This is a genomic window from Polaribacter sp. Hel1_85 (genome assembly GCF_000766795.1).
Lineage (GTDB): Bacteria > Bacteroidota > Bacteroidia > Flavobacteriales > Flavobacteriaceae > Polaribacter.
Genome location: NZ_JPDS01000002.1, coordinates 909648 through 935943 on the forward strand (window position 1 = coordinate 909648; position 26296 = coordinate 935943).

The window sequence follows — 26296 nt, forward strand, 5'->3', positions numbered from 1 at the left end:
TTTTATCTTTCTAATCCTGTAATTACGTGTAATACTGAACCTTCATTTCTATATGGAGTACTAATTGCCATTGGATCTGTATAAGAAGTTCCATCTGCTGGTTGCCAATCGTGGTTTTGTGTCATTACTAAGAATGTATTTTTTCCATTGTTAACAATATCAGTAACATCAATCATTCCTGTAATTTCCCAACGACTATCATCACCGTAACCTAACGTCATAGCTCTATCTTGATCACATTCAGCAACAACTTTTAATTCACCTGTAGTTAAATTATATTGGTATAATCTTGCCCAGTGCGTTTTCACACCATCAATCCTTACCGCTGGATCTTCTTGAATATATGCATAGTTTTCTGTAACTAAAATATTATCTGGCGAAAGGAATTCTGCTGCAGTTCCACCTACAACATCACCATCTAAAACACATGTGATTTTAGCTGCACCTGTTGGATCATTTTCATTTAAAGAAACTTTATAAATACGTCCAGAAACTGTTCCTTTCCCTATTAAATCTGGTTTATCACGACCAGTAGCACAGAAATAAACTTCTCTGTTGTTCGCTGCAGAACCTCTTCTCCAATCGATATCTTCTAAACGAGAGAATCCCATTACTCCTTTAGCTTTACATTCAGCATCTAAAGCATCTATTTCTTTTTCTTCTAATTCTACAAATTCAACATCATATTCAGTTCCTTCTGCCATATCAACTTCGTAGTCTATACCTGAAGTAGTTACTTTTAATCCGTATAATTTACCACCAGATAAGTCCCCTTGATCTCCTACATACATCCCTAATTGTCCAGAAGGTACAAAGTCATCTCCTTGATCATCTCCAATAAATACAACTGTTTTTCCTGAATACGCGTTTTGATTTAAAGCTACTGCATTTTCTGTTACCCATTGACCTAAAGCTGGTAACATTTCGGCAGTACTTGCTGCACTAGTATCTTTATAAGGATCAGTTATGAAAACTCCTTGAGAAGAACCTCCCCATTCTCCACCTGAAAGGTATAAAGGACCAAACCCATGTTCTTCTGGAGTAATCATAGATCCAGAACATTGAGCTGTAAATGCTGTTGCTTCCGCATTTAAAATATACTCACCATGCATTGGTCTTAAATCTTTGTTTAATTTAATTCTTGCTATTGAAAAATCTGCCTCAATATTATTAATTAACGTAAAAGTTCCATCGTTTTCTGCTAATAATCCTGCTCCATCAGCCATAGATCCGTAAACAAAGTCTGGTGAATTAGGAATAACATCTTCTGAAGATAAAATAGGGTTGACTTTTAAATGAGAAAAATCACTAGTTACTTTTAAAAAGTTTGGTGTTTTTGAAGATGCTAAAAAAACACTTGCATCAGAACCATCAGTTCCATCTACACCATCTGTCCCATCAGAACCATCTATACCATTAATTCCATCTAAGCCGTTAACACCATCTTCCGGATCGCAACTAATTGTAAGTAAACTTATTGAAACCATAAGGCTCAATAAAAAAAAAGAGGATAATTTTTTCATAATTTAATTAAGTTTTTTGATTAATTATTTTTCAAAAATATCCTGAGCTTTTTATAATAGTGTTAAGGCAAAAATGTTATTTTATTAATTTAGGGTTAGAATAATGTTAACAACGTTATGAGAATATTAACATAAAGAATTTTTTAATAATAGATAAAAAAATCTAAAAAGATTTACTTGAAGTCAATAGATGTTTTTAGTTTAGCATCTAACTCTATAATGTTTTTTTGATTTGATATAGTATCTAAGTTAAAATGTTTTTTAAACAATTGAACAACTAATTCTTTATAAGTATCTACACTTGGTTTATCAAAAAACAAACGCCCTGTTCTTCTCATAAAAAAATCTGTTGGCGTACACGCCATTTCATAATTAATGGTAAACCAAACTTCTGCCTGAATCATTTTTTCTTGCATATTATCATGCATTAAATCATCAAATTTTTGCAAAATAATATCTGTTTGTTTTCCATAATTATGCACTAAGTATTCTGCATCTTTTCTGTTGAAATCTACTTCTGCAATTCTATTTTGAATAGCGTCTGTGTAACTTTTTACTTCTTGGTAGTTTTTAAAAGTTCCACCAGAAAGTGAAATTTCTTTCGTTTTTATTTCATCAAACTCTTTCTCAAATCTACGATTGTATTTTTTTGCAACTAAATCTACAATTCGTTCTGCCATTTTTCTATAACCTGTTAATTTTCCTCCGGCAATAGAAATCAATTCGGTGTCAGAAACAAAAATTTCATCTTTTCTAGATAATTCTGATGCAGATTTCCCTTCTTCGTGAATTAATGGTCTTAAACCAGCCCAAGAAGATTGAATATCCTCTAGCGTTAAATTAATTTCTGGAAACATATTATTTACTGCAGAAATTAAATAAGTAGCATCTACTAAATTGGTTTCTACATTGTTTTTATCTTCTTGATAATTGGTGTCTGTAGTTCCAAAATAAGTAACTTTTCCACGAGGAATTGCAAACATCATTCTACCATCTGGCACATCAAAATAAACAGATTGTTTTACAGGTAATTTTTCATGAGTAACAACCAAATGAACACCTTTTGTTAAGTGCAAACGCTTACCTTGTTTAGAGTGGTTTTTCTGACGTAAATTATCTACCCAAGGTCCTGTTGCATTTACAACATACTTCGCTTTAATATCAAAAGAAGTATTAGAAATAGTGTCTTTTACAGTTGTGCCAACAACTCTATTTTCTTCGTAAATAAAATCGGTAGCTTTTGTATAATTTAGAGCTTTTGTACCGTAGTTTAAAGCAGTTTTTAAGACTTCAATTGTTAAACGCGCATCATCTGTTCTGTATTCAGCATAATAACCAGCGCCATTTAAAATAGCTTCTGGTAACAAAGGTTCTTTGTCTAAAGCTTCTTCTTTATCAAGCATTTTACGTTTATCTTCACCTTCTACAGAAGCTAAAATATCGTAGACTTTTAATCCGATAGAAGTTAACCAAGAACCATAAGTTCCACCTTCAATTAAAGGTAAAATCATTTTTTCTGGCACTACTAAATGAGGTGCTAAATCATGCACAATTGCTCGTTCTGTTCCTACTTCTTTTACCAACCAAAAATCGAATTGTTTTAAGTAGCGTAAACCTCCATGAATCAGTTTTGTAGATTTACTACTTGTTCCAGAAGCAAAGTCATTTTTTTCTACTAAAGCAACTTTCATTCCTCTAGAAGCTGCATCTAAAGCAATTCCTGCTCCTGTAATTCCACCTCCAATAATTAGTAAATCAAATTCTGTAGATTGTAAATCTGTGGTAATATTTTCTCTGTTGAAATATGAAAAATTGTTCATGTATTGCTTTATAAATTTTTAATTTGTCATTTCGACCTTGTGGAAAAATCTTACTATTTATGAGATTTCTCAATTTCACTTATTTGCTACCCAAGCTACTTTCAATCAAAATATCTTTTGATTTCAGTAATATTCGAAATGACAAAAGATGTTTTATTTTAAAATGTTTGTTGGTAAACCATCAATACTTGTTTGATTTTTACTTTCCCAATAATCTTTAATTCCTTCTTTTCCTTTTTCTCTAGCCCAATCATTTAATTCGTTTCTTTCTCCTTGATATTCGTAAAAAGGAATTGACATTCCGCAAGAAGTTTGAGCAGATTCTATAGTAATATCAAATATTTGACGCGTTCCCGGAGTTTCTGGAAACAATGTAATTAAATTATTCCAAGAAGTATCTCCTTCTTTTATTTCTTTTCCTTTTCCGTACAAACGTAAAATGTTTGGAGCCCCTTCAAAAGCACAAAACATCATTGTAATTCTGTTATTTTCTAATAAATGTGCTGCTGTTTCGTTTCCACTTCCTGTAACATTTAACCATAAAACTCGGTTTTCATTAACAACTCTAAAAGAATCCATTCCTTTGGGAGACAGGTTTATTCGCCCAGAATTTGGAGCAGTTGCTACGAAGAATATTTTTTGAGCTTCAATAAATTTTTGAAGTCTTGTTGTTATTTTAGTGTAAAATTTTGACATAATTTAATCAATCCAATCTTTAGTTCGTTCAACTGCTTTTAACCATCTTTTATATAATCGTTCACTTTTTTCTGCTGTAAATTCTGGTGAGAATTCTTTATCAATTTTTCTGTGAGATAGAATATCTGATTGTTTCCATAAACCAACACAAATTCCAGCTAAATAAGCAGCTCCAATAACTGTTGTTTCTGTTATTTTTGGTTTTTCTACAACTGTATTTAAAATATCTGCTTGAAATTGCATTAATAAATTATTTGCACTTGCTCCACCATCAACTTTTAACGAAGTTAATTTAGTTTCTGCATCATTTTGCATTGCAATTAAAATATCTTTTGTTTGATATGCTAAAGATTGTAAAGTTGCTTTTATTAAATGATTTTTACCTGTATCTCTGGTTAATCCAAAAATGGCTCCTCTTGCATACATGTCCCAATATGGTGCTCCTAAACCAGCAAAAGCAGGAACAACAATTACTGGGTTTTCATCACCAACTTTTTCTGCAAAAAACTCACTTTCTTCAGCAGATTTTATAATTTGTAATCCATCTCTTAACCATTGAATTGCTGCGCCAGCAATAAAAACACTTCCTTCTAGAGCATAATAAATTTTATCATCAATTCCCCAAGCAATTGTTGTTAACAATCCGTTTTTAGAAAATTCGATTTCTGTTCCAGTATTCATCAACATAAAACAACCAGTTCCGTACGTGTTTTTTGCTTCCCCTTTTTTAAAACATGCTTGTCCAAAAAGAGCCGCTTGTTGATCACCTGCAATTCCTGCAATTGGAATTTCAAAACCATCTAAATGATAATTTCCAAAGTGAAAAGAAGAGGGTTTTACTTCTGGTAACATCGATTTAGGAATGTTTAATACAGATAGAAGTTTTTCATCCCAACATAAATTTTTGATATCAAAAAGCATGGTTCTTGATGCATTGCTATAATCTGTAGCATGAACTTTTTTATCAGTTAAATTCCATAATACCCAAGTATCAATCGTTCCAAAAAGAAGGTTTTCTTTTTCTGCTTCTTTTCTAGCATTTTCAACATTTTCTAGAATCCAATGAATTTTTGTTGCAGAAAAATAAGAATCAATGACTAAACCTGTAGTTTGTTTTACATGCTTTTCAAATCCTTTTTCCTTAAGAGTTTCACAAATATTTGCAGTTCGTTTGTCTTGCCAAACAATAGCATTATAAATAGGTTTTCCTGTGTTTTTATTCCAAACAACAGTGGTTTCTCTTTGATTTGTAATTCCGATTCCAGCAATTTCTTTTGGATGAATTCCAGCCTTTTCTATAACACATTTTAGTGTAGAGAGTTGTGTTTCTAAAATTTCTATCGGATGATGTTCAACCCAACTAGATTCTGGAAAAATTTGTTCAATTTCTTGTTGCTCTATTGCTACAATTTCTCCTTTCTGGTTAATAACAACAGAACGAGAACTTGTAGTTCCTTGGTCTAAAGCGATAATAAATTTGTTTATCATTTTAAATGAAAATTGAGAAGCAATTTACAAAATATGACTTTATAAATATGTATTATTAATTATTACCTTTAACCCAATTAAAAACTTTTTTATGGAATATGGATTTCTTTCAGTAATACCGCCAATTGTTGCTATTATTTTAGCATTAAGAACCAAGCAAGTATACATTGCTTTGTTATTTGGAATTTGGTTTTCTTGGTTGATTATAAAAGGTTGGAATCCGTTAGAAGGAACTCTAGCTATGATTGAAGGAATGGTAGATGTTTTTCAAGATAAAGGAAGCACAAGAACTATTATGTTTAGCGCTTTAGTAGGAGCATTATTAATTTTTATTCAATTTTCTAGAGGTGTAGAAGGTTTTATCAAAATCATCAATAAAAGATTGGTAAAATTAGAAAAAAAGAAGTCTGGTTACAGTAGGGTTATGGTTCAAGTTTTGGCAACTTTTACAGGACTTTTATTATTTGTAGAAACAAGTATAAGTTCTTTAACGGTTGGTACTTTATATCGCCCAATTTTTGATAAATTAGGAATTCCGAGAGAAAAATTAGCTTATATCGCAGATTCTAGTTCTGCACCTTCATCCATTTTAATTCCTTTTAATGCTTGGGGAGCTTTTATAATGGGATTGTTGTTAACACAAGGAATTGACAAACCATTTTCTGTGATGATGAGTTCTATTGTGTATAATTTTTATCCATTGTTAGCAATTGCAATTGTTTTCATTGTCATTTTTACAAAAAAGGATTTTGGTCCGATGAAAAAAGCAGAAAAAAGAACAAAAGAAACAGGTTTGTTAATGAATGAAGGTTCTAAACCAATGGTTTCTGATGAAATTACATCTTTTCCACCAAAAGAAGGAATTCAAGCAAAAGCGTATAACATGATTGTGCCTTTGTTAGTAATGGTTTGTATGATGCCAATTAACTTGGCATATACAGGTTGGTCTGCTGTTAAAGAATCAACTTCTTTTTTAGATCATTTACAACAAGCTATGGGAGAAGGTTCTGGATCTTCTTCTGTTTTATACGCAGTTATAACATCTCTTTTAGTAGCAATGGTTATGTATTTCATTCAAGGAATAATGAAGCCAAAAGAAGCGGTAAACTTAACTTTAAAAGGGATTAGCGAATTAATGCCTTTGGCTTTATTAATGTTATTGGCTTTTGCAATTGGTGATGCTTGTAAAGTTTTAGATACTGGTAATTACGTAGCAAATATTACAGAAAGTTGGTTATCTCCAGAATTGCTACCTGCTGTAGTTTTTATTGTGAGTTCTTTTATTGCATTTTCTACAGGTACTTCTTGGGGAACTTTTGCAATTATGCTAGCAATTTCTGTTCCGATGGCAAATATTCATGGAGCAGATATTACCATTGTTGTTGCTGCAACTTTAGGAGGAGGAATTTTTGGAGACCATTGTTCTCCCATTTCAGATACTTCAATAATTTCATCAATGGCTTCTGCTAGTGATCATATAGATCACGTAAAAACACAACTGCCTTATGCTTTGTTTGGTGGTGTAATTACAGTGATTTTGTATTTGGTTATTGGGTTTTTTGGATAATGTCATTACAAAATTATCTTTTTTTATAAAAAAGATAATAAATTAAAATCCAGTACTCGGATCGGGTATATCTGGGCTTTGAGATTGTGCTTTTAGTGGGTTAAGAATTATATACGTTCCTAAAGCAGTTAAAGCTACATATTTACTATAGTTTCCTATTTTTTTTATTGCTGCTTTACGAGTAATATTTTGTTTTTTTTCTATTCTTTTTTTCATGATGATTTTAAATTATTACTCCAAAACTATTTTTTTATTCAATACACCTTTTTGTGTTTTTAACCTTACAAAATATACACCTGCAGCGAATTCAGATAAAGTAATTTCTTTTACCCCATTGGCATCGAATAAAGTAGTTGTAACTTTTTTCCCTAAAGCATTAAATAAAGTAAAAGTTGTTTTTCCTGTTGGTAAACCAGCTATTCTAATAGTAGAAGCATTTTTTTTGTAAATAGTAACTTTCTTTAAAAAAGTATTATTAATATTTAAAGTTTTTTGAGACATGTGTAAATAAAATCGTCCAACTTCATTTAAGGTATCTTTTAAAGTTAAACGATATTCACTATTTTCTTCATCTAAACGAATAAAAGTATTGGTTACTTTATCTTCTAAAAAGACTTTTAAATTTGTTGGTAAGTTTAGAGTTTCAATAGAAATAGTAATTTCTTTTTTAATGTTAGCATTTATATTAACAGGAATAACCCTAGATTCAAGTTCAACATTTGGCAAAGATTGAATTTGATAATTTTCATCATCATTACCAGTAACTAAATGAGTAGAGATTGTAAAATCGGAATTTACACCACTAAATAATTCACTATCATATCCAGTATCATGTCCAGTTGTAGTCCCATCTATAAAAAATACTTTAGCATAGGTATTATTTACACCATCTGATAAAAGTAATTTAATTGCTGTTTTTGAATCGTTTTTTTGAAAACTATCTGTGGTTTCATGACTTTGAGAATTTTCTTCAAAAAGTATATTTGATCCAGCAACTTTTTTTACAAAGAAACCTTGTACTGGAGCTATTTTTAATGAACTAGCAAGATTTTTTGCTTCATAACTATTTGTTTGTTGGTTCCAAATCCAAATAGTTCCATCTATATTTGTGTTAGTAATACTATTTGTTGTTAAAAAAGTATTCGCATTTATATATGATAAATAAGGGTTACCTACTAAATTGTAATCATTTATTGTTCCTGTAGTAATGTTTCTAGTTATATTGTTGGTATTTATATTTCCTTCAAAATTTAGGTTTCCAACAGTAGCTAATTTTATAGAAAACCCTTTACCAGAATCCATTTTATCTAATGTGTCATCGGCACTTAAACCATCATAATCTCCTATGGTATAATAATTCCATCTATTATTTACAATAGTTTGTGTATTGTCATATAACGCTAAACTTACTCTTTGATTAACTCCAGAACTGGTAGTACTTAATGCTAAATTATTTGACTTTAAAAAGTTTACAACTGTTTGATTTTCTAAAGGAGAAGATACCAAATACCAATTGTCTGTAGATAAGTTTCTATTATAAGTGATTAAACCATTAAAAGTAGAATGAGCAATTAAAGTAGCTCCTGAGTTAATAGTTAAAGATGCTATATTTACTGCAGATGAAGCTGTAGGATAATTAGTTAGTCCACTAGGTATAATAACACGATTAGAAATTGTAGGTACATTATTGTCCCAGTTTGAAGCTATATTCCATTCATTATTAGTTGCTCCAGTCCATGTTGTTATAGGTAATAAGGTTGGGTACCAAGCAATCGTATTATCATTTACAGAAGCCGATACAACATCTAAGGTACCATTACCATCTACATCTCCAACAGTAACCCAATAAGGACCATCAGCAGTAGTGTTTATCGTATTTTGTATAAAGGTAGGATTGGCAGTTCCATCATTTGTATACCATACAATTTCATCACTTCCTACAGATGCAGACTGTATGTCTAAATTACCATCGCCATCAAGATCTCCAACACTAACACATCTAGGGTTTACAGTATTTGTTGATATTACTTGAGAAGTAAAGTCAGGCATGGCAGCTCCATCGTTTTTATACCAAGCAACTTTGTTGTCGTTGAGAGATGCTGATACAATATCTAAGTGACCATCACTATTCATGTCTCCTACTGTGACTGAAATAGCACCAATAGCATTAGTACTTATTATTTGTTTTGAGAATAATGGATTTGTGGCGCCGTCGTTTGTATACCAAGCAATTGTATTGTCGTTAAATGATGCTGATATGATATCTAAATCGCCATCATTATCCAAATCGCCAATTGTTACACTTCGGATACCATCGGCTGTTGTAGTGATGGTATTTTGAGTAAAGTTTGGAGTTGCTGTCCCATCATTTTCAAACCAAATAATACTATCATCATTTAAAGAAGCTACTAATATATCTATATCGCCATCATTATCTATATCGCCAGAAGTAATACTATATGGAGTGCTAACTGTATTGCTTAGTAGCTGTTGGCTGAAACTAGGTGTAGCATTTCCATCATTTTTATACCAAGCTATTGAGGTGTCAAAATAAGACGTAGCTATAATATCTATATGCCCATCTCCATCTACATCGGCTATAGTTACATTCCAACTTCTATCAGCTGTTGTTGTTATAATATGTTCAGTAAATGATGGCGTAGCCAAACCATCATTTTCATACCAAGCAATTTTATCATCGGAAACAGAAGTTGCTACCATGTCTAAATCGCCATCACCATCTATATCGCCACATATAACACTTGAGGCTTGACCAGCAACATTACTTACGATTAATTTTGTATCAGTAATTGTTGCGGGCGCGCCTGATGTAGGAACTGTAACAGTAAAAGCACTAATTGTAGGGTTGTTTACAATAGATGATGTAACATTGATTGTAATAATTTCTCCAGGCTTGAAATTTTGTGAAGGATTGAAGGTAATATTCGTTGTATCACCACCAGCAAATGTTCCTGGTATTATTCCTGTTTGAGAACCTGAAATCACAATCGCATTTGAGTTGAGGTTGCTTGCTGCTATAGGAATATCAAAAGTAAGCATAATGGTTGCTGCTTCATCAATATTTGTAGCAGTTGCTATAGGATTTACATATATTAATGTAGGTTTAGCGTTTTCAAAAGGACCAAGATCAATTGTTCCGTTTTGTATCCGTTCATTTCCATATATATCTGTAGCAATTGTATTGTAACTGTTATGACCAGCATCAGTAATTAAGGGAGAGTTTGTTCTGAAGTCTCCGCTAGTTGTGGGCAGTGTTGTGGTTAAAAAATCAATATCTTCCTCAAATAATGGGTTGGCATTAGTAATAATACCTGTAGCAGAAATGGTAGCCACTAAACTGTTTCCGTAAGTAATAGTACCATTGTTTACAACTGATGCACCTGCCGTATTAGTTGCTCCATTTTCCTGATTATTCCAAATGATTGAATTATAAATTTCTGAAGAAGAAACGGCGTCTATAAAAATGGCTCCACCTTCATTGGTTGCATTATTACCAGATACGGTGCAATTTATTAGTGTAGTATTTGCATTAGAAAGGTTATAAATAGCACCGCCTTCATCAGCTCTATTTCCGCTTAGTATACAATTAACTAATGTAAGAGAGCTCTGTAAACTTAGTATAGCACCCCCAAATCTGCCTATATTTCCAGAAATAATACAATTGCTAATAGTGGCAAAGGAACTATAACTTATGATGGCACCACCACCGCCTTCTGTAAAACCTCCATTTGCATTCCCGCCTGTTATTGTAAATCCGTCTAACTTTGCCAATGTAGAGAGTCCAGCATCACCAACAACATGGTAGGCATTATCTGTGATGGTTCCAGTGTTATCATTTTGTTGTAAATCCCCATTAAGTATGGTTATATTCGCACGAATATCTCGTTGACTTAAAAGTGTCTCAAACCCTGCGAAACCTCCATAAATTGGCATATCTCTCATTAAAAACATGGCTGCTCTATCGTCATTGGTTTGTCCATCACCTTCATCTGGGTAATAGGTACCTGCAGCCACCCATATTTCACGATTGTTATTACACGCATTGTCACTTAAAGCTAATGCGGAGTTGAGGTGTTTTTTAGCCGTAGCCCAACTTAACCCATCACCAGTATCATCTGGACGATTAGCATCTACATAAATGACACCTGAAGGTAAAGCACTGATTGTTGTAATGGTAAATTCTAACATTATGGTATTTTCATTGCCAGAGGTGTCTGTAGCTACCACTTCTTTATAGATGGTTTGTCCTATATCTGCACAGGTTACTGTAAAAGGTTCAGCCTGTACAACACTTTGCACAGCACAGTTGTCTACAAAAGTTAAAGTAGGCGGTGTAACTGTCATGGAAGTATTGGTTCCCATATCTATGAGCCCATAATCGCTGTTAAGAATAATAGCATTATAAGTAGCACTAGTAATGGTCGGTGCAAAATTATCGATTACGGTTACTTGTGTTGTACAACTATCCGGATTTCCATTAAGATCTGTAACTGTAAGGATTACAGGTACTGTACCTCCCATATCGGCACAAGTTAAACTACTAGGTGTAGCTGTTCTGTTTGCAATTTCTCCATCATCTGTAGAACCTCCATCAAGAGTTAATGGGTCTATTATTGCGACACCATCTTGGCCAGAAGCAGGAAGAATATCTCCATTATTAGTTAATGTTTGACTTCTTCCAATGATAGCAGTAGCATTTTGACATACAGCAACAGGATTTTCTCCATCTAATATTACCCTGTACTGTACAAAACCATTTTGAGGATTAGTTGTAGTGTTGCCTTGTATTGATACTTTATTTAATAATGATGAACGTATGTAGGATGTACCACCACCACCACCAGCTTCAATATCACCACCGCCGCCACCATAATAGCCGCCACCGCCGCCACCTTGACCAAATGTATTTACTTGTTGTGAACAGTTTTTTGTAGGTGATCCTTGGCTACCCGCAAAAATAGGATCCATTAGATCATTTATATATACGCCTCCAACACCTCCACCAGAATAGCCAGCACCACCACGACTAGCATCAACCGTAGTGACAGAACCACAACCTAGTGAAAATGGGTTACCAGCATCGCAAGACGATCCATAGAGAACTTGTTGTACTGGGTGGTGCCCTCCAAGCCCTCCATAATCAGCAGATTTTCCTGTAATTTCTATATAATGTATGCCTTGAGGATGATTATATTGACCTTGAAATCCACCACCTCCACCAGCACCAACAAATATACCATGATCGAAATCAGCACCTCCTACATCTGGTGTTATTACATAGTTTATTCTAACCTTTGAAGCACCCCCATGAGGAAGTACATGATCTCCAACATGTCCGTCAATATTTGTACTACACGGACTTTCTTTGCCATTACCAAGTACATCCCAATAACCACTCGCCAGACCAGGATGACCAGGATTACCACTGGATTGGTTTAGTTCTGAAGCACCACCACCACCACCACCACCAGCTATGGCTAAAAGTAGTCCATCATGAGCTACAATGGCAGTAGAACCACCACCACCTCCAGATGCATTTATTGAATGGGTAAAGCTTTCTCCACGCTTTCCTTGATAGAAAGTAATGGTTTGTCCTTGGTTTACTGTAGTAATGGGTAAGGTAAAGGTAACGCGACCGCCTTCTCCACCTTGAGCCATTAAATCTGTGAATAGACCATCCCAAGTTGCTGTACCGCCATCTCCACCATCGAGAGTAAATGCAACAGCAACAGCGCCACTGCTTAACATTGGTAAGGTAGCTGTAGCTGTAGAGCGTGTTTCTGAACTAGAATTTGTAAATTGAATGGTTGCTGTACTGGTATTCGTTAATGAGCCATTATTGTTGTTAATTGTTTGAGCCATTAAAGAAAAAGCGCATATACTTAAAAGTATACTAAGGGAAATTTTTTTCATTATTAAATAACTTTATGAATCTGATACAATACTATAACAAATGCCTACGCAATACAATACGTAGAAACTGCAAATATTACGTAGGGTACGTATATCATAATCATATTAAAAAAAAAAGACCCTAACACAAGAATTGTTGTTAAGGTCAGTTCAGCAATAAGGTTGGCTATTAATAATTGCTTAGGTTTTAATGAGTTTTTTTGTCACTACTGCTTTGTCAGTAATTACCTTGATAAGATAACTAGCTGCGTGTAAACTTGAGATGTCAATACGAATTGTTTCTTCATTATTGATTGTGCTTACTGACTTTACTAAACGTCCAGTTAAGTCATAAATTTCTATTTTTTGTAAAGCTAAATTAGTTATTGTAATTTGATTTGTAGCTGGATTAGGATACACCAGTAATTCATTATTCAATTCGTTAGCATCTACACTTAAAGTATTACTTGCATTTTCATACCAAGCAATACGATCATCATAAAGAGAGGCAGAAAGCACATCTATGTCTCCATCGCCATATATATCTGCTGCATAGATTGATCTGGGGGAATTTGCTGTAGTACTTATTGTTTGTAGTGCTCCAAAGTTTCCAGTTCCATCATTTTCATACCAAGCAATCACATTATCACCAGAAGAAGCGGATAGTACATCCATATCTCCATCGCCATCTATATCTGCTGCGTACACACTTTTAGCAGAAAAAATAGCCATCGTAACGAATTGTCTGGGCGCAAAAATACCTGTGCCGTCATTTTCATACCAAGAAATATCTTCAGTAGTTGAGGCGAATAGCACATCGAGATCACCATCATTATCTAAGTCGGCAGCATATATTGCGATTGAAGAGTTTCCATTATTAAGATTGTGTTCTGTCCAAGGACTTCCTACGCCATTATTTTCATACCAAAAAATATTACTCGTATTAAGAGAAGGGGAAAGACATCCATATCACCGTCTCCATCTAAATCGGCTGTATATATTTTTCTAATTAAATTTGCATTCGTTGTAATGGTTTGTTGTGGACCAAAATTTCCTGCGCCATCGTTTTCATACCAAGCAATACGATCATCATCTGCTGAAGCCGAAAGTACATCTAGGTCTCCATCTCCATCCATATCAGCGGCAGAAACAGCAGTAGCGTAATTTACAGCCGTTGTAATAATTTGTTGCGGACCAAAGTTTCCTGCTCCATCATTTTCATACCAAGCAATGCGGTTGTCATTTGTTGAAGCTGAAAGTACATCTATATCTCCATCACCATCCAAATCGGCAGCTCTGACGCAAAAAGCTCCGTCTGCCTGAGTGCTTATGGTTTCCTGACCGTAAAAAAACTCTCCGGGACTGTTTGGGTTTACTGCTGTGGTAAATGAACCTACGAGCGTTATGACCGAATTTTTAATAGATACACTTATGAGTTCGCCATGTTTAAAATTTTGATCTGGATTAAACGTAATAATGTTCGTATCTATTCCTGAAAAGGTACCCGAAATTGTACCTGTATGCTCACCAGTAACAACAATACTAGTTGCATTGAGCATATTACTATTAATAAAAGTATCAAAGGTTAAAATAAGATTGCTATCAATCGGTACTTGCGTATTATTAACCGTTGGAGACATTGATACTATATTTTGTGCAAAACTAGTTGTAGCTACAAAAAATAGAATGCAAAAGGTTCTAAAGTGTAAGGGAAAGGTTTTCATTGTAATTTTTTTAGTATTACTAATACAAAACTACAGGAATGCCCCATGTGAAACCATAGGTATAAAGTGCAGATTTTACGTAGTGTACGTATATAAGACTATGAGAAAGAAGATGGGTATAAGGAAAAATTTATGCTATAATGAAACGATAATTTCTTTGTAGTTTTCTGTCCACTGAGAAATAGCATCACTGATAGGTTCAAGTTCTAATTTCGCAATGATATTTGCGCGGTGTTTTTGAATGGTTCTGTTGGATACTGTAAGGATTTCTCCAATTTCTGTTGAATTTTTTCCTTGAGAAATTAATCTGATAATCGTACGCTCTGAAGGTGTTAGAAGCTGGATTTTTTTCAGTTCGTCTTCTACAGAATTTTCAAAATTTTCTTTAAATGAAGAACTATAGTACGACTCGCCATCCATAACAATATCGATACATTTTTTTATTTCTTCTATACTATCTTCTTTAAGCAAATATCCTTGAACTCCTACTTTTTTTGCCTGAACCACAAATCCTTTTTGCTTGTGATACGTCATCACTATATACCGTGTTTTAAGATTTTGAGATATACAATGTTTAACGACCTCAAAACCATTAAGTATAGGCATTTCTATGTCAAGTAGGGCAATATCAGGCTGATTTAATATAATACTGTCTAATGCTGATGCACCATTATCTACCGCGGCTACTATGGAATACCCCGCAAGTTCTAATTCTTGCTTGATTCCTTTTAGCATAATAGGATGATCATCTGCTAGTACAATGGTAATGTTCTTATTTGACATTTTTTAGGAAACTCAGTTAACTTATTATACTCCGCAAATTACAATAACTATTTTAAAAAAAAGTAAAGAAAATTCCGCAAATACTAACTATTTGCAGGTGTAAGAACTAGTACCTCTGTACCTTTATTTATAGCTGAGATAACTTTTAATTTTGAATTAATAATTTTACAGCGTTCTAGTAATGATTTCATACCTAAACTTTTGCTTGTTTTTATTTTTTGTTGATAGTCAAAGCCTTTTCCATTATCTTTTATAGAGAGTAGTATAGTATTGTCTTTTTTATTAATGTTTACATAAACAGCTTTTGCTTCTGCATGTTTTAATATGTTGTTTACTATTTCTTGAACTATCCGATAGAGATGTAGTGCTTTGTCTTCATCTAAATATTCATTGACATTTTCAATTTCTAAAGTGAAAAAGATGTCTGAATTCTCATCTATAGTATTTACTAAATCTTCAATAGAAGCGGTGAATCCTAAGCGTTCTAGCACAACAGGATGAAGTCCTTGTGAAATAGACCGTACATTGGCTAACGTATCTTTCGCGAGTGTTTCTATTTCTTTATTCTTTAAACTTTTTGATTTTCTGGTAAGTAGCATTAATTGTTGACCAACACTATCATGTAATTCTAAAGCTACTCGTGTGCGTTCTTTTTCTTGTGTATTGATGATATCTTGCACAAATCGTTCCTGTAAATGTTGTTTCTTTTTTACGAAATTTCTAGATCGATATAACGTAATAAAACCAAAAACAGCTAACAAACCTAAACCGCCAAAGAGCAGCCATTGGTTTTTTAATTTATTTTCTGAATCTAATAAGGCAATATTATTTTCTTGAGATTGAATCGTTAAATCTCTTTTTTCGGTTTCGTATAAGGTTTGATAATAAGCTAAGACTCTGGATTTTTGTATGTCTCCTATGGAATCTTTAATTTTTGTGTAATTTTTGAAATGATTAAAAGCTTTGTCTCTTTCTCCAATAGCTTCATAAGCTTTGGAAAGGAAGTTTTCTGCTTCTTGTATTTCTTCGTATTGATTACTCTCTTTTTTTAGATTCAAGTAAGCCTCCCCATAATTTATAGCTTTTTTATAATCTTGTTTTGCAAATGCTATTTTCTTTTTTGCTTCTAAATAGTAGGCTTCATTGGAACCTGAACTATTTTCTTCATCACTTTTTAACTGTTTTAATACAGTTTCCGCAAGTGCTATACTGTCATTTTCGGCGTAAGCCACCACTAACCCAGAAATTAAAATTGGTTTGTAAAAATCTTTATACTTTGAGATTTTATTAGCTTCTAATGCTAATTTTAAATTAGAGATGCGTTCTTTTTGCAAGCCTGCTTTATTGTCATCTGCAGCTATATTGTAATAAACTGGAGGTAAATTGGGATAATCCTGTAGTGTTTTTGCTAATTCAATAAGTTCTATACGTTCTTTTTTTGCTTCTTTATAAAACCCATTTTTACTATATAAAATAGACATCGAATTTTTAGAATTAATCCATTGTATGGTATCTTTTCCTTTCTGAAAATAATTGGAGGCTTCTCTTATTTCTATAGATGCTTTTCCAAAATCACCTTTATCTACATAGGTTATCCCTTTTCTAAATTTAGAAGTGCCTACTAAGTTTGTTTTGTATTTGGTAGCATAGGAATAGCAACTGTCGAAGCTTTTGATTGATTCGTTAAAGTCTCGTAAGAGATAGTATAATTCTCCTAATTCAAAGTAATATTTATCTAGTATTTTTGGTTTTGTGACGTAAGGCAGTAAAGGCTTGGTTTGCATTACAATTTTTTCACCTTCTTCAAGGTGCTCATTTTTGTAATTGATATTATCTAAAATGTTTACCGTATGCCAAACCGCAATATTGACGGAGTCTAACTGTTTTGCATAGTCTACAGTTGCTCTTAAGATAGAATCGTTTGCAAGTGAAGTTTCAAACGTTATATAGTTTGCAAGACTATCCATCCAAACCAAGCGTTGTGCTCCATTGGTTTGTGCTACCTTTTCTTTTAATTCTTTAATATTTTTTTTGATGGTTGGGTTTTGAGCAATAACCCCTTGGGTTGATAAAAAAAGGAATATTAAGAGTACAAGTGTTTTATTGTATTTTATTGATATTGATTCATTTTTTCTTAGAATTTTTTTAAACGTGAAAAATAGAATCATCTTTTTTTAAATTAAATAATTATTTCGTATAAAATTAGATTATTTTTTTTTAAAAACTTCTGTTAATTGATTAAATTTTAAAGTCTAAAATAAATTATCTAATACAATCTTTTCTCAATATTAAAAAAATAATTAAGCTAAAATACCACGCTTTTTAATTTCATCAATCATACGTAAGGCACCTTCTTTAACTGTGTTTTCTTTAAACATATACGTTTTTTCATACAACGTATTTCCTTCAAAAAAAGTAACCTGAAAACGGTTGTTTAACTTGAATAATTCTGGTTGCATAAATTCAACTTTAGCAAAAGAATTCGCAGGAAGTTTATCTAACTTTTTACGTAATAAAGAAGTTGTTTTTGTATCAGAAAACCCTTGAGATACAATCACCATCATTTCTAAATCTACATTTTTATTATTGATAATATAAATGTTCCAATCGTTGGTGTTGTAAATATCGTTAAACTCATAAACTACAGCCATTTCTACGTCTGTAACTTCTGGTATTTGTATGTCTTTTTTCAAAAATTAGTTTTTAAAGTTTGATGAATTACCAAAGTTTATAGAAATCTTCTTTTTCAATTACAGTTCCATCACAATCTTCTATTGTTACAGTATGTTCTCCTAAATTTCCAAATTGATCTTTAGGGTTTTCTTTACTGTATTTTAAAACTTTTCCGTTTTGATAAACTGTAATTTGTTTTAAAATTTCATCTTCATCATTCGTTTCAAAATACCAAGTAGAGTTCCCCCAACTAGAGTATTCATCATCTCTTCCTTCGTCCCAAAATTGTGAAAAGTAGTTCATTAAATAACCGATTTAAACTGCTCTAAGAAACGTTTGTCATTTTCATAAAACATTCTAATATCTGGTATTTGATATAATAACATTGCAATTCGTTCTATTCCCATTCCAAAAGCGTAACCAGAATATTTAGTAGGATCTATATTTGCATTTTTTAACACATTAGGATCTACCATACCACAACCCATAATTTCTAACCAACCTGTACCTTTTGTAATTCTGTAATCAGTTTCAGTTTCTAATCCCCAGTAAATATCTACTTCTGCACTTGGTTCTGTAAACGGGAAATAAGAAGGACGTAAACGAATCTTAGATTTACCAAACATTTCTTTTGTAAAGTATAACAGCGTTTGTTTTAAATCAGCAAAAGAAACATCTGTATCTATATATAAACCTTCTACTTGATGAAAAATACAATGTGCTCTCGCAGAAATATCTTCATTTCTAAAAACTCTTCCAGGAGAAATTGTTCTAATAGGAGGTTGATTTTCTTCCATATAACGTACTTGTACAGAAGAAGTATGTGTTCTTAATAAAATATCTGGATCTTGCTCTATAAAAAACGTGTCTTGCATGTCTCTTGCAGGATGATATTCTGGTAAATTTAAAGCTGTAAAGTTGTGCCAATCATCTTCAATCTCTGGACCTTCAGAAACCGTGAAACCAATTCTGTTAAAAACCTCTATAATTTGATTTTTTACCAATGAAATTGGATGACGAGAACCTAAATTAATTGGTTCTGATGGACGTGTTAAATCTCCATAAAAAGATTTTTCGCTTGCAGAACTTTCTAAAGACGCATTTAATTCAGCAACTTTTCCTTCTGCAGATTTTTTTAAGTTGTTTAAAGCTTGTCCAAAATCTTTACGTAATTCAGCATCTACATTTTTAAATTCAGCAAATAAATCTTTTAGCAAACCTTTACTTCCTAAGTATTTAATTCTAAAAGTTTCAACTTCTTCTTTCGTTGTTGCATTAAATGCTTTTACATCACCAATTAGTTCTTTTACTTTATCTAACATTTTCAAGGATAATTAAGGCGCAAATTTACTCTTTTTTAAAGAGTTTTAGATTGTATTTATTAAGAAAACTGCAACAGTTATTGAAATCGATTGAAATAAGGGTTTACAGAAAAATTATTTTATTTATTTTAATTTTGTGATATCGAAAATTAGTTATCTTTGTAGGGTTAAATTTTTATTAATATCATAAAAAAACATGGATAAAAATATCAAATCTAAAATTGATGAATTCATGGACTTGGTTAAACTAAGAAATAGCCATGAGCCAGAATTTTTACAAGCTGTACATGAAGTAGCAGAAACTGTAATTCCTTATATCATTGAAAATGATATTTATTTTGGTAAAAACATTCTTTTAAGGATGGTAGAACCAGAAAGGCAGATTTCTTTTAGAGTTGCTTGGGTAGATGATAAAGGAGAAATACAAGTAAATAGAGGTTATAGAATTCAAATGAATTCTGCAATTGGTCCTTATAAAGGTGGTTTGCGTTTTCATCCGTCTGTAAATGCTAGTATTTTAAAATTTTTAGCTTTTGAGCAAGTGTTTAAAAACTCTTTAACAACTTTACCTATGGGTGGAGGAAAAGGAGGTTCTGACTTTGATCCGAAAGGAAAATCTGATAACGAAATTATGCGTTTCTGTCATGCTTTTATGAGTGAGTTATTTAGACATATTGGTCATAATACAGATGTGCCTGCTGGAGATATTGGTGTTGGTGCCAGAGAAATTGGTTTTATGTTTGGTATGTATAAAAAACTAAAAACAACTTTTACAGGCGTATTAACTGGTAAAGGAGCATCTTGGGGTGGTTCTTTAATTAGACCAGAAGCAACAGGATATGGAAATGTATATTTTGCTCAGAATATGTTAAAAGTAAATAACGATTCTTTTGAAGGGAAAAAAGTTGTGATTTCTGGTTCTGGTAATGTTGCGCAATATGCTGCAGAAAAAGCTTTAGAGTTAGGAGCAACTGTTTTAACCTTATCTGATTCTGGTGGATATATTTATGATTCTGAAGGAATTGATACAGAAAAGTTACAATTTGTAATGGATCTTAAAAACAATAAAAGAGGAAGAATTAGTGAGTATGTAGAAAAATATCCGAATGCTAAATATGTTGCAGGAGAAAGACCTTGGTCTGTTCCTTGTGATGTTGCTTTGCCATGTGCAACTCAAAATGAGTTAAATGGAGAGGAAGCAAAAGAATTAGTAAAAAACGGATGTATGTGTGTTTCTGAAGGAGCAAATATGCCTTCTACACCAGAAGCAATTCAAGAATTTCAAAAAGCAAAAATTTTGTTTGCTCCAGGAAAAGCATCAAATGCAGGTGGAGTTGCAACTTCTGGTTTAGAAATGAGTCAGAATTCATTACGTTTAAGCTGGTCTCGTAAAGAAGTAGATGAAAAATTGAAAGACATTATGGAAGATATTCATGATTCTTGTGTAGAATATGGTAAACAAGAAGATGGATCTATAGATTATATTTCAGGAGCAAATATTGCTGGTTTTGTTAAAGTTGCAGATGCAATGTTAGCACAAGGAGTAGTATAATTATTAAGTTTATTATTATTAATATTAAAACGCATCAAATTATTTGGTGCGTTTTTTTGTACAATTTATTTTAAAAACCAATCTTTACCAATAGATTTCTTTTAATGACAGTAGTATCACTTTTTTTCTTCGGTTTTCTTTTTTCTTTTGTAGGTTCTATAACACCTAGTATGTTAAATATGAATGCCTTAAAAATTAGTTTAGAAAAAGGAAAAAAGGCTGTTAATAAATATGCTTTAGGAGTTTCTTTAATTGTTTTTCCTCAAGTTTATATTGCTGTTCTTTTGGTTAAATATATTGCCGAAAACCCAACTATTTTAGAAACTTTAGAAAAGTTCGGGATTGTTATTTTTCTTTTCTTATCCTATTATTTTTATAGAGAATCTAAGAAAGCAAAAACGGAAATCGAAACTGGTAACATAAAAAGGGAAAACCCTTTTTTAGTAGGAATAACATTGTCTGTTTTAAACATGTTTGCAGTTCCTTTTTTCAGTGGAAGCGTAATAACTTTAGATGTTTTTAAATTGTTTAGTTTTGATTTTATTCCTGTTTTATTTTTTATAGCAGGATCTGTAATAGGTACATTTTATATTCTCTATTTATATGGGGAATTTGCAAAAAAGATTCAGCAAAAAACAGGAAAACTCACAAAAGATATTAATATAATTTTATCTATTTTAACAGGTTTTGTCGCTATTTTTACATTTATAAAACTATTTTTTTAAGAAGAAATGAAAACGATAAAGAACATAATTGTTGAAGGAAAACATAACAAACCAATTATAACTGATGTTTTTTATAAAGAAGATCATCAACCAAAAAAAGTGATTATTTTTTGTCATGGTTACAAAGGTTTTAAAGATTGGGGAGCTTGGAATTTAATGGCAGAAGCATTTGCTAAAACAGGTTTTTTCTTCATAAAATTTAATTTTTCTCATAATGGAGGGACTTTAGAACAACCCATAGATTTTCCAGATTTAGAAGCTTTTGGAAACAATAATTATTCTAAAGAATTAGATGATTTAGGTAGTGTGATTGATTGGATTTTATCCAAAGAAAACTTTAAAAATGAAGTTGATGTAAACAATATTTCAATAATTGGGCACAGTAGAGGTGGAGGAATTGTTCTTTTAAAATCTGATGAAGACTCTAGAGTAAAAAAGGTAATTACTTTGGCAGGAGTTTCTGATTATAAAACTAGATTTCCAAAAAATGAAGATTTTCAAAAATGGGAAGAAAAAGGTGTTTATTATGTAAAAAATGGTAGAACTCATCAAGAAATGCCTCATTTTTATCAATTTTATGAAGATTTTGAAAAAAATGAAAATCGATTAACGATTAAATATGCAACTGAGAATTTACAAATTCCACATTTAATAATCCATGGAAATAATGACACTTCTGTATTAATTTATGAAGCAGAAAGTTTAAAAAAATGGAATCCTAAAAGTGAATTTAAAATTATAGAAAATGCAAATCATGTTTTTAATGTTTCTCATCCTTGGAAAGAAAATGAACTTTCTAAAGAAATGAAAGAGGTAATTAATCTTTGTATTGACTTTTTAAATTAAATGAGATTGCTTCGTTCCTAGCAATGACAAGCAATGACTTTTTTGTATTTTCGAAAGATGGAATTACAACCTCCTTATCGTAAAATTATTCATGTAGATATGGATGCATATTATGCTTCTGTAGCGCAGTTAGACAATCCTGAATTACGTGGAAAAGCAATTGCTGTTGGTGGTGATGGAAGAAGAGGGGTAATTTCTGCAGCAAGTTACGAAGCACGCAAATTCGGAGTAAGATCTGCTATGAGTGGTATGTTGGCAAAACAAAAATGTCCGCATTTAATTTTTGTAAAAACAGATTTTGCTCGTTATAAAGAAATATCAGCTAAAATTAGAGAAATCTTTTACGATTATACAGACTTGGTAGAACCACTTTCTTTAGATGAAGCGTATTTAGATATTACTATAAATAAAAAAGGAAATCCGTCTGCAAATGATATTGCAAGAGAAATTCGTCAAAGAATTTATGATGAAACTGGTTTAAGAGCTTCTGCAGGAATTTCTATCAATAAATTTATTGCAAAAGTTGCATCAGATATTAATAAACCTAACGGACAAAAAACGGTTCATCCAGATGAGGTAATTCAATTTTTAGAAGAATTGCCAGTCAATAAATTTTATGGAGTTGGTAAAGTTACGGCAGCAAAAATGTATAACTTGGGTATTTTTGTGGGTAACGATTTAAAGAAAAAAACCTTGGAAGAATTAGTTACTCTTTTTGGGAAATCGGGTGCTCATTATTATAATATTGTTCGAGGAATTCATAATAGCCCAGTTAAACCTAACAGAATTCGAAAATCTTTAGCTGCAGAGCGTACTTTTTTCGAAAATATTTCTTCTGAAATTTTTATGTTAGAAAAGTTAGAAAAAATTGCTGATGAGTTAGAAAAAAGAATGCTAAAATCTGATACAAAAGGAAAAACAATTACTTTAAAAATTAAATATTCAGATTTTACACAACAAACAAGAAGTAAAACAAAAGAAAACTTTATGCAGAAAAAAAGCGAATTTTTTCCTGTAGTTAAAGAGTTGTTATATCAAGATAAAATAACAAATTCTGTACGTTTATTAGGTTTGTCTTTTGGTAATTTAAACACCATAAAAAAAGAACCAGTTTGGGTTCAATTAAAACTAAAGTTTGAAGATTATTAGAACAAATTCAGAAAATAAAGATTTTATCAATTTGGTAAAACAATTAGATGTATATCTAAAAACTACAGATGGAGATGAACATGCTTTTTACAATCAGTTTAACAATATTGATGTTTTAAAAAATGTTGTAGTTGTTTATGTTGATGAAATTGCAGTTGGTTGTGGTGCAATAAAGAAGTTTAATAATATTGCTGTTGAGGTAAAAAGGATGTTTGTTGCACCAGATAAAAGAGGACAAGGAATTGCACAAAAAGTACTAACAGAATTAGAAATTTGGGCAAAAGAATTGGGTTTTAAAAGTTGTGTTTTAGAAACAGGAAAAAGACAGGTTGAAGCAGTAAAATTTTATCATAAATGTTTGTATAAAGTGATTCCAAATTACGGACAATATGCAGCAATGGAAAACAGTATTTGTTTTGAAAAAAAACTTTAAATGAGCTACAGTTATTGGGAAATAAAAGAATGGTTTACAAATATTGATTTTACTATTGTTGGTAGTGGAATTGTAGGTTTAAACTGCGCTTTAGAATTGAAAAACAAACACCCAAAAGCAACTATTTTAATTCTTGAAAAAGGAATGTTGCCTCAAGGAGCAAGTACAAAAAATGCAGGTTTTGCATGCTTTGGAAGTCTATCTGAAATTTTAGATGATTTAAAAACTCACACAGAAAAAGAGGTTTTTAATTTGGTTGATAAAAGATGGAAAGGCTTACAATTGTTACGAAATAATTTAGGTGATAAAAACATTAATTTTCAACAAAACAAAGGTTTTGAATTATGTAATGAAGCGTCATTTTTTGAAGAATGTATTTCTAAAAAAGCTGAAATTAACCAACTATTAAATCCAATTTTTAAAGCTGATGTTTTTGATGTTTCAAAGAATATTTTCAACTTTAAAAAAGTGCATTCAGAATACATTGTAAATAATTTTGAAGGTCAGATTGATACCGGAAAAATGGTTTCTCAGTTGCTCTTAAAAGTTCAAAAATTAGGTGTAAAAATCTTAAATAATATTACTGTTAAACAATTTTCTGAAACAGGAAATTCAATTGAAGTAGAAACGGATAAAATCAACTTTAAAACAGGTAAATTATTAATTGCAACCAATGGTTTTTCTAATCAATTGTTACATGAAAAAGTAAAACCAGCAAGGGCACAAGTTCTAATAACGAAACCAATAAAAAACTTACATATAAAAGGAACTTTTCATTTAGATAAAGGGTATTATTATTTTAGAAATATAGATAATAGAATTTTGTTTGGTGGTGGAAGAAACCTCGATTTTAAAACAGAAGAAACATCCCAATTTGGAGAAACAGAAATCATTCAAAATCAATTGAAAAAGATTTTAAAAGAAACCATTTTACCAAACACAAATTTTGAAATAGAACAAAGTTGGAGCGGAATTATGGGTGTTGGAAATCAGAAAAAAGCTATTGTAAAACAAATTTCAGAAAATGTTTTTTGCGGAATTAGATTAGGTGGTATGGGAATTGCAATAGGAAGTTTAATAGGAAAAGAATTAGCATGTTTAGTAGATTAAAAAGCATTTTGTTTATACTCGTTTTTAGCGTAACTACTTGTTTTACTCAAGAGTTAGTTCAAAATGATTTAGAAACTTCTATCAACTTTAAAATTAAGAATTTTGGTATCAATGTAGCTGGAGTTTTTAATGTATATGAGTTTTCGAGTAATTTTGATGCAGCTAATTTAAAAGATAGTTTTATGAACGCAATAATTAGTGTAAAATCGATAACTACTAACACAAATGCAATAGATAAACATCTTTTAAAATCAGATTTTTTTGATGTTGAAAATCACCCTAAAATTATTTATAAATCTACAGAAATAGAAAAAAAAGATGGTTCGAAATATATAATTAAAGGTTTTTTAAATATTAAAGGAATTAAAAAAAGAATTGAAACACCAATAGAGATTAAAGAAAAAGGTGGTAAGTTCGTTTTTTCTGCAAATTTTACACTTAATAGAAAAGATTTTGATGTAGGTGGTAGCAGTTTAGTGCTTTCTAAAAAAGTAAATGTTAAAATGAAATATGTTGCAAATAGAAATCAAAAAAGAGCTTTTTAAGCAATGTGAAGATTTTGTAAACAATCGTTTGCAAACGGTTGAAGATATTATTTCTTCTAACCGAAAAGCACTGCATTCAGAAACCAAAAGTTCTGCAGGAGATAAGCATGAAACGGGTAGAGCAATGTTGCAATTAGAAATGGAAAAAGCAGGTCAGCAATTGTATGGAATTACTCAAATGAAAACTATTTTGGCTAAAATTGATATTTCTAAAACATCAGAAGTTGCACATTTAGGGAGTTTAATTGAAACAAATAGTGCGAATTACTTTTTATCAATTTCTGCTGGACAATTTACAATTAAAGGGAATAATTATTTTGCAATTTCTGTTTCATCTCCTATTGGAAAACTACTTTTAGGAAAAAGAATTTCTGATACTTTTGTTTTTAACGGTAATCAAATTCAAATAACTAATATTCAATAAATT

At 31.6% G+C, this 26296-nt stretch carries 22 protein-coding genes; 9 read left to right on the forward strand and 13 right to left on the reverse strand.

Features of this window, described 5'->3' with window-relative positions:
* Positions 1 to 2 precede the first annotated feature (2 nt).
* The 4 genes from PHEL85_RS11060 to glpK all read right to left on the reverse strand — a co-directional run bounded on the left by PHEL85_RS11060 (position 3) and on the right by glpK (position 5527).
* A complete protein-coding gene (locus PHEL85_RS11060) occupies positions 3 to 1523 on the reverse strand; it encodes an alkaline phosphatase PhoX (RefSeq protein ID WP_036825013.1) in 1521 nt (506 codons plus the stop codon).
* Between the two features lie 173 nt (positions 1524 to 1696).
* Positions 1697 to 3343: a glycerol-3-phosphate dehydrogenase/oxidase gene (locus PHEL85_RS11065; RefSeq protein WP_036825015.1), complete on the reverse strand. Its 1647-nt coding sequence runs from the start codon at positions 3341 to 3343 to the stop codon at positions 1697 to 1699.
* A 153-nt stretch (positions 3344 to 3496) separates the two neighbouring features.
* Positions 3497 to 4039, reverse strand: coding sequence for a pyridoxamine 5'-phosphate oxidase family protein (locus PHEL85_RS11070; protein ID WP_036825017.1), 543 nt, complete (start codon positions 4037 to 4039; stop codon positions 3497 to 3499).
* 3 nt (positions 4040 to 4042) lie between these two features.
* Positions 4043 to 5527, reverse strand: coding sequence for a glycerol kinase GlpK (gene glpK / locus PHEL85_RS11075; protein WP_156109193.1), 1485 nt, complete (start codon positions 5525 to 5527; stop codon positions 4043 to 4045).
* 91 nt (positions 5528 to 5618) lie between these two features.
* Between glpK and PHEL85_RS11080 the strand changes: the two genes are divergently transcribed.
* Positions 5619 to 7094, forward strand: a complete 1476-nt coding sequence (locus PHEL85_RS11080) for a Na+/H+ antiporter NhaC family protein (protein ID WP_036825019.1) — start codon at positions 5619 to 5621, stop codon at positions 7092 to 7094.
* Positions 7095 to 7136: 42 nt separating this feature from the next.
* Here PHEL85_RS11080 and PHEL85_RS17990 read toward each other — a convergent pair whose 3' ends face one another.
* The 9 genes from PHEL85_RS17990 to pheS all read right to left on the reverse strand — a co-directional run bounded on the left by PHEL85_RS17990 (position 7137) and on the right by pheS (position 19509).
* Positions 7137 to 7310, reverse strand: coding sequence for a hypothetical protein (locus tag PHEL85_RS17990; protein WP_200882351.1), 174 nt, complete (start codon positions 7308 to 7310; stop codon positions 7137 to 7139).
* Between the two features lie 15 nt (positions 7311 to 7325).
* On the reverse strand, positions 7326 to 13028 hold the full coding sequence (locus PHEL85_RS11085; RefSeq protein WP_081965130.1) for an FG-GAP-like repeat-containing protein: 5703 nt from the start codon (positions 13026 to 13028) through the stop codon (positions 7326 to 7328).
* Positions 13029 to 13208: 180 nt separating this feature from the next.
* Positions 13209 to 13940 (reverse strand): T9SS type A sorting domain-containing protein, encoded by a 732-nt coding sequence (locus PHEL85_RS11090; RefSeq protein ID WP_410477251.1) that lies wholly within the window; start codon positions 13938 to 13940, stop codon positions 13209 to 13211.
* On the reverse strand, positions 13913 to 14731 hold the full coding sequence (locus PHEL85_RS11095; protein ID WP_036825026.1) for an FG-GAP-like repeat-containing protein: 819 nt from the start codon (positions 14729 to 14731) through the stop codon (positions 13913 to 13915). The genes PHEL85_RS11090 and PHEL85_RS11095 overlap by 28 nt, the downstream gene beginning before the upstream one ends.
* Before the next feature lie 135 nt (positions 14732 to 14866).
* Positions 14867 to 15514, reverse strand: a complete 648-nt coding sequence (locus PHEL85_RS11100; protein WP_036825027.1) for a response regulator — start codon at positions 15512 to 15514, stop codon at positions 14867 to 14869.
* Positions 15515 to 15597: 83 nt separating this feature from the next.
* On the reverse strand, positions 15598 to 17682 hold the full coding sequence (locus tag PHEL85_RS11105) for an ATP-binding protein (RefSeq protein WP_036825029.1): 2085 nt from the start codon (positions 17680 to 17682) through the stop codon (positions 15598 to 15600).
* Positions 17683 to 17814: 132 nt separating this feature from the next.
* Entirely contained in the window at positions 17815 to 18207 is a 393-nt protein-coding gene (locus tag PHEL85_RS11110) for a hypothetical protein (protein ID WP_036825031.1), read from the reverse strand.
* Positions 18208 to 18232: 25 nt separating this feature from the next.
* Positions 18233 to 18490, reverse strand: coding sequence for a hypothetical protein (locus tag PHEL85_RS11115; RefSeq protein ID WP_036825033.1), 258 nt, complete (start codon positions 18488 to 18490; stop codon positions 18233 to 18235).
* Positions 18490 to 19509: a phenylalanine--tRNA ligase subunit alpha gene (gene pheS / locus PHEL85_RS11120; RefSeq protein ID WP_036825034.1), complete on the reverse strand. Its 1020-nt coding sequence runs from the start codon at positions 19507 to 19509 to the stop codon at positions 18490 to 18492. Before pheS ends, PHEL85_RS11115 begins: the two co-directional genes overlap by 1 nt.
* A 196-nt stretch (positions 19510 to 19705) precedes the next feature.
* Between pheS and gdhA the strand changes: the two genes are divergently transcribed.
* The 8 genes from gdhA (at position 19706) to PHEL85_RS11160 (ending at position 26293) form a co-directional block, all read left to right on the forward strand.
* Positions 19706 to 21061 carry an NADP-specific glutamate dehydrogenase gene (gene gdhA / locus PHEL85_RS11125; protein ID WP_410477246.1) on the forward strand — a complete coding sequence of 452 codons (1356 nt, stop codon included), beginning with the start codon at positions 19706 to 19708 and terminating at the stop codon, positions 21059 to 21061.
* 104 nt (positions 21062 to 21165) lie between these two features.
* The gene (locus PHEL85_RS11130) at positions 21166 to 21786 is read left to right on the forward strand and encodes a LysE family transporter (RefSeq protein WP_036825036.1); all 621 of its coding nucleotides are present in this window, start codon (positions 21166 to 21168) and stop codon (positions 21784 to 21786) included.
* Between the two features lie 6 nt (positions 21787 to 21792).
* Complete coding sequence (locus PHEL85_RS11135; RefSeq protein ID WP_036825038.1) at positions 21793 to 22632, forward strand: alpha/beta hydrolase family protein; 840 nt, start codon at positions 21793 to 21795, stop codon at positions 22630 to 22632.
* Between the two features lie 57 nt (positions 22633 to 22689).
* A complete protein-coding gene (gene dinB / locus PHEL85_RS11140) occupies positions 22690 to 23781 on the forward strand; it encodes a DNA polymerase IV (RefSeq protein ID WP_036825039.1) in 1092 nt (363 codons plus the stop codon).
* Positions 23768 to 24214, forward strand: a complete 447-nt coding sequence (locus PHEL85_RS11145) for a GNAT family N-acetyltransferase (protein ID WP_036825040.1) — start codon at positions 23768 to 23770, stop codon at positions 24212 to 24214. Before dinB ends, PHEL85_RS11145 begins: the two co-directional genes overlap by 14 nt.
* Complete coding sequence (locus tag PHEL85_RS11150) at positions 24215 to 25324, forward strand: NAD(P)/FAD-dependent oxidoreductase (RefSeq protein ID WP_036825042.1); 1110 nt, start codon at positions 24215 to 24217, stop codon at positions 25322 to 25324. It abuts the gene before it with no gap.
* On the forward strand, positions 25309 to 25869 hold the full coding sequence (locus PHEL85_RS11155; RefSeq protein WP_036825044.1) for a YceI family protein: 561 nt from the start codon (positions 25309 to 25311) through the stop codon (positions 25867 to 25869). The genes PHEL85_RS11150 and PHEL85_RS11155 overlap by 16 nt, the downstream gene beginning before the upstream one ends.
* On the forward strand, positions 25835 to 26293 hold the full coding sequence (locus PHEL85_RS11160) for a 3-oxoacyl-ACP synthase (protein WP_036825046.1): 459 nt from the start codon (positions 25835 to 25837) through the stop codon (positions 26291 to 26293). The genes PHEL85_RS11155 and PHEL85_RS11160 overlap by 35 nt, the downstream gene beginning before the upstream one ends.
* Positions 26294 to 26296 lie beyond the last annotated feature (3 nt).